Source organism: Mangrovibacterium sp. (genome assembly GCF_059905295.1).
Window position 1 is genome coordinate 1 of the sequence record NZ_JBZQJF010000203.1, and the last position, 4,773, is coordinate 4,773.

4 protein-coding genes are annotated in these 4,773 nt (G+C 44.5%); all 4 read right to left on the reverse strand.

Translation table 11 applies throughout. The features are described 5' to 3' along the window. Positions 1-358: 358 nt before the first annotated feature. Genes cyoD through cyoA form a run of 4 tightly spaced genes read right to left on the reverse strand, consistent with a single transcriptional unit; the run spans position 359 to position 4,525 of the window. Positions 359-688: a cytochrome o ubiquinol oxidase subunit IV gene (cyoD, locus tag AC37HE_RS10540; protein ID WP_500782798.1), complete on the reverse strand. Its 330-nt coding sequence runs from the start codon at positions 686-688 to the stop codon at positions 359-361. A gap of 30 nt (positions 689-718) precedes the next feature. Next, a complete protein-coding gene (cyoC, locus tag AC37HE_RS10545; protein ID WP_500782799.1) occupies positions 719-1,333 on the reverse strand; it encodes a cytochrome o ubiquinol oxidase subunit III in 615 nt (204 codons plus the stop codon). Continuing rightward, positions 1,308-3,347, reverse strand: coding sequence for a cytochrome o ubiquinol oxidase subunit I (gene cyoB, locus AC37HE_RS10550; RefSeq protein WP_500782800.1), 2,040 nt, complete (start codon positions 3,345-3,347; stop codon positions 1,308-1,310). The genes cyoC and cyoB overlap by 26 nt, the downstream gene beginning before the upstream one ends. A gap of 29 nt (positions 3,348-3,376) precedes the next feature. Beyond that, positions 3,377-4,525: a ubiquinol oxidase subunit II gene (gene cyoA / locus AC37HE_RS10555; RefSeq protein ID WP_500782801.1), complete on the reverse strand. Its 1,149-nt coding sequence runs from the start codon at positions 4,523-4,525 to the stop codon at positions 3,377-3,379. Positions 4,526-4,773 lie beyond the last annotated feature (248 nt).

Below are 4,773 nucleotides of genomic sequence, written 5' to 3' on the forward strand. Positions count from 1 at the left end.
ATATTTTAGTTATCAACTGCTTATAAAAGCCCCAAAAGGACCTGTGGCTTTATGCAAAAGGAAGGGAGGAGAATGGAGAATTCCTGAACATCCCGTTGTTATGGTTATCGAGAGTTGTCAGGTTCTCTTCAAACCCATTTGAATTGCAATTATAGCGTTGAGGTGAGCAAAGGAAAGATCGGATCCCTATCTCCCGGAGAAGCATCGACAGGAAGGCCGGGGTGGGTCAACCGGATAAAAATAGGAGCTGGAAAATGCTTTCTGAAATAAAAAAGAGCAATGTCGAAGGAGCGGAATAGCTATTTCCGTGAGCCCTCAACATTGCTCTTTGAGCATTACTTATACTATTTCACGATATTTACATCATCCGCGAGTTCAGTGTAATCATTACCCAAATGGTGCCACCTACAAAAATGAAGACCAGCACTGCTGTAAAGGCAATGAATGCCACGTTCCAGCGCTGCTTCTCCGAGGTATCGAGGTGAAGAAAATAACGCAGGTGAACCAGCATTTGCAGTAAGGCTGCGATCGATAAACCAATTAAAGCGACTTTTTTAGGCACTTGCTCCATCATTGCAAACGAAAACGAAATGACGGTAAACACAACTGCCAGTACAAAACCGACAATGTATGACTTAACGCTTGAGTGTGAGACTTCGGCAGCCTCGTTATGTGAGTGATTTGACATGTCTTTCAATTTAAATTCGTTATCCATTGATTACACCATACCGAACAGGTACACAAAGGTGAATACGCCTACCCAAACAATGTCGAGGAAGTGCCAAAAGAGGCTCAGGCGAGCCAAGCGGGATTTAACACCCGTGGTGAAGCCTAACTTCGAGATTTGAATCAACATGACGATCAACCAAACAATACCGAAAGTAACGTGCAGTCCGTGGAAACCAACCAAGGTAAAGAAGGCTGAAAGGAATCCGCTGCGATCGGGGCCCGCACCTTCACCAATCATATGACTAAACTCGAAAAGCTCCATTCCAAGGAAGCTCGCGCCCAACAGACCGGTAAATATCAACCAGGCAAACATCTGTTGTTTTTTCCCACGGCTGATGGCAATCATCCCGAAACCGAAAGTCACACTACTTACAAGCAGCAACATGGTTTCGATAAACAGGAAGGGAAGCTCGAACAGTTCTTTTGCGCCAGGGCCTCCGGCATAGTTCTTACCGATAACGGCAAAAGTTGCGAAAAAGGTCGAAAACAAAATCAGGTCGGTCATCAGGTAAACCCAAAAACCGAAGTTCTTAATCTCCGACTGGTCATGGTGATCATGCGCATGCGCATGGGCTGTATTAGTTATTTCTGTCACTGTACTCATAAACTTCTTCTTTGATTGATTTTTCTTCGCCTGTTTCTTTTTCAGCTTCTGCCATTCGCTCGAAACGTAATTCTTCGATCCGTTTCACCTCGGAAGCAGGAATGATGTAACCATCATCATCGTTTGATCCGGAAATGATGATCGTCGCAATAATGCCTACCAAGCTGACAATAGCCAACCACCAGATATACCAAATCATGGCAAAACCAAAGGCCAAACCCAGCCCACCAATAATGACCCCGTAAGGTTGATTCTTCGGCATATGGATATCTGCATAAACCGGGTATTTCTTCCAGGCCTCTCCATTCTCCTTCATTTCCCAAAAGGCATCCAAATCGCCCACTACCGGCACAACAGCAAAGTTGTATTCAGGCGGAGGTGAAGCCGTTGCCCACTCCAGTGTACGCCCTTCCCAGGCATCGCCCGTAGCATCTTGCAAGGCCTCGCGTTTACGGATACTTACCACAACCTGAATAAGCTGGAAAACAACACCTAAACCGACGATTGCTGTACCAACAGCAGCAGTAATCATGTAAGGTTGCCAGCTCAGATCTTCATAATGGGCTGCACGGCGTGGCATTCCCATGAAACCAACCACGTATAGCGGCATAAAAGCTACCAGGAAACCGATCATCCAGGCCCAGAAAGCACGCTTACCCCAAACTTCGTCCAGTTTGAAGCCGAACATTTTCGGGAACCAGTACGAGAAACCGGCAAAATAGCCGAACAGGGCACCCGGGATCAACATGTTATGGTAGTGCGCCACCAGGAACACGGAGTTGTGTACCACATAGTCGGCACCCGGAATAGCCATCAGCACACCAGTCATACCGCCGATTACAAAAGAAGTCAGGAAACCTAATGTCCAGTACATCGGGCTGGTAAAACGAATTCGTCCTCGATACATGGTAAACAACCAGTCGTACACTTTCACCCCGGTTGGGATCGCGATTAACATGGTTGTGATACCAAAGAATATATTCACGTTTACCGTATTACCCATGGTAAAGAAGTGGTGCAACCACACAGTAAACGACAAGATCATAATAACTGCTGTTGCCCAAACCAACGATTTATAGGCGAAAAGGCGTTTGCTTGAGAAGGTTGCCACAACTTCGGAGAAGATCCCGAAAGCCGGCAGGATAACGATGTACACTTCGGGGTGCCCCCACATCCAGAACAGGTTGTTCCACATCATCATGTTTCCTCCCATGCCGTTGGTAAAGAAGTGCATTCCAAGATAACGGTCAAGGCTCAAGAGTGTTAATGCGCCTGTAATTACCGGGAACGAGAAAATGATCAGGACACTTGAAGTTAAGGCCGTCCAGGTGAACAAAGGCATCTTCATCAAGCCCATACCCGGAGCACGCATCTTTAGGATAGTTACCACGAAGTTGATCCCCCCAAGCAGGGTTCCCATCCCGGATAACTGAAAGGCCCAGACCCAGTAATCGACCCCAACACCGGGGTTAAATTCTTTTTCAAAAAGAGGTGCTAAACCGGTCCAGCCAGTATTGGCAAACTCACCAACACCCAGCGAGATCATCATCAGGCCGGCACCGGCAACGGTCAGGTAAAAACTTACCGAGTTCATCACCGGAAAAGCGACATCGCGTGCCCCAATCTGCAGTGGAATGATGATGTTCATCAAACCGATGACGAAGGGCATCGCAACGAATATAATCATGATCGTTCCGTGTGCACCAAAAACCTGGTCGAAGTGATGTGAAGTGAGATACCCCGGGTTACCGCCGGCAGCAATGGCTTGTTGAGCACGCATCATCACAGCATCGGCAAAACCACGTAACAACATCACTGAAGCCAGGATGATGTACATGATTCCTATTTTCTTGTGATCGACCGTGGTGAACCATTCTTTCCAAAGATATCCCCACCACTTTTTGTAAGTTACGAATCCCAGTAGCGCAATACCTATAATCGTAGAGCTACTAATGGCCCCCATAATTATGGGATCGTGGAACGGTATATCCGACAAACTTAACTTTCCAAACATATATTTATTCCTCCAATTTTACAGCGTTACTATTGCATTGTTCCATGTCCGTGCATATGCATATGCTCAGATGGTTCATCCCCATGTTTCATCTCCATCTCACTCTTCTCCGGCATGTGCATCCATTGCATATTTTCCATCAAGATGGTATGGAACAGATTCGGTTCAACGGCCGAAAAGCTCGTAACCGGGTGATTCTGATTAAACATTGCGTTGATTTTCCTGAAGCGATTAACCGTCAGGGTATCTTTGTTTCCTTTCACGTCTTTCAACCAGTTTTCAAAACCTTCCTTGGTAGTTGAAATCGCTTTAAAGTGCATCCCTGCATAACCGTTACCACTGTATTCCATATTTTGTCCACGGAAAACGCCCACTTCATCAGCCATCAAGTGTAGCTTTGTTTGCATACCGTTCATCACATACATTTGACTTCCCAGGGCAGGAATGAAAAATGATGTCATGACAGAGCCGGAAGTGAAACGGAAATTCAGCGGGGTATTCACCGGGAAAACCAGCTGGTTTGCACTGGCAACATTCAATTCCGGGTAAACAAAGATCCAATCGCTGTCGGTTGAAATCACATCAACGTTCAGGGCTTTGTTATCCGATTCCAATGGTTTATACGGATTCAACTCGTGGGTACTCACCCAGGTGATATAACCTAAGATTGCAATAATCAGGATTGGAATTCCCCAAACAACAAATTCAATCGTGTTTGAGTGTGTCCATTTCGGTTTGTAGGTTGCTTTTTCATTGGTTGCCCGATAGCGAATCGAGAACCACACAACCATAACAAAAACAGGTAAAACAACAATCAGCATCAGTAAAAATGCGATCTTAATCAAACTGGCCTCGTGATCTCCAACCGGGCCTTTGGGATCAAGAATAATCAAATCTTTGCAACTTGCAAGAAAGACCGTCATCAGGAATAGCGCCATTCCTTTCAAAAACTTAATCCCCTTCTTTTTAATCGATGAGCTCATATTCATTATCAAAATCAAATATTCATATCTTCTTCCGTTTGACCAATCGTCAAACAAACAACGGCCAAATTTTTGTCCCGGAATCACAAGCTTTTCCGCCTTTTTAAACTCCGGAAATGAAATCGTTTGTTTAGTTGAAGTTGCTGTAATATTCAAATGACCGAACCTCTTCTTGTTGGCCATTCTATGATCCATACTTATGCAACAACAGGAACAATGAACAATCGAAAAATTGAAAAGTTGGATCTCATTTAGAAGATTTAAGAATCTTTTGATATTTGAGCCCCCAACAAACAAACAAAATCCTTAAACATCAAAAAGATAACTCAATTATAAACATCATTTAAGATCCGAAAAAAATTGGTTTTTTAACACAAAAAAGCACAAAAATTTACGATCTGTTTAACCCATGTTTATTTATGAATAAAGGGAGGCGTAATTGC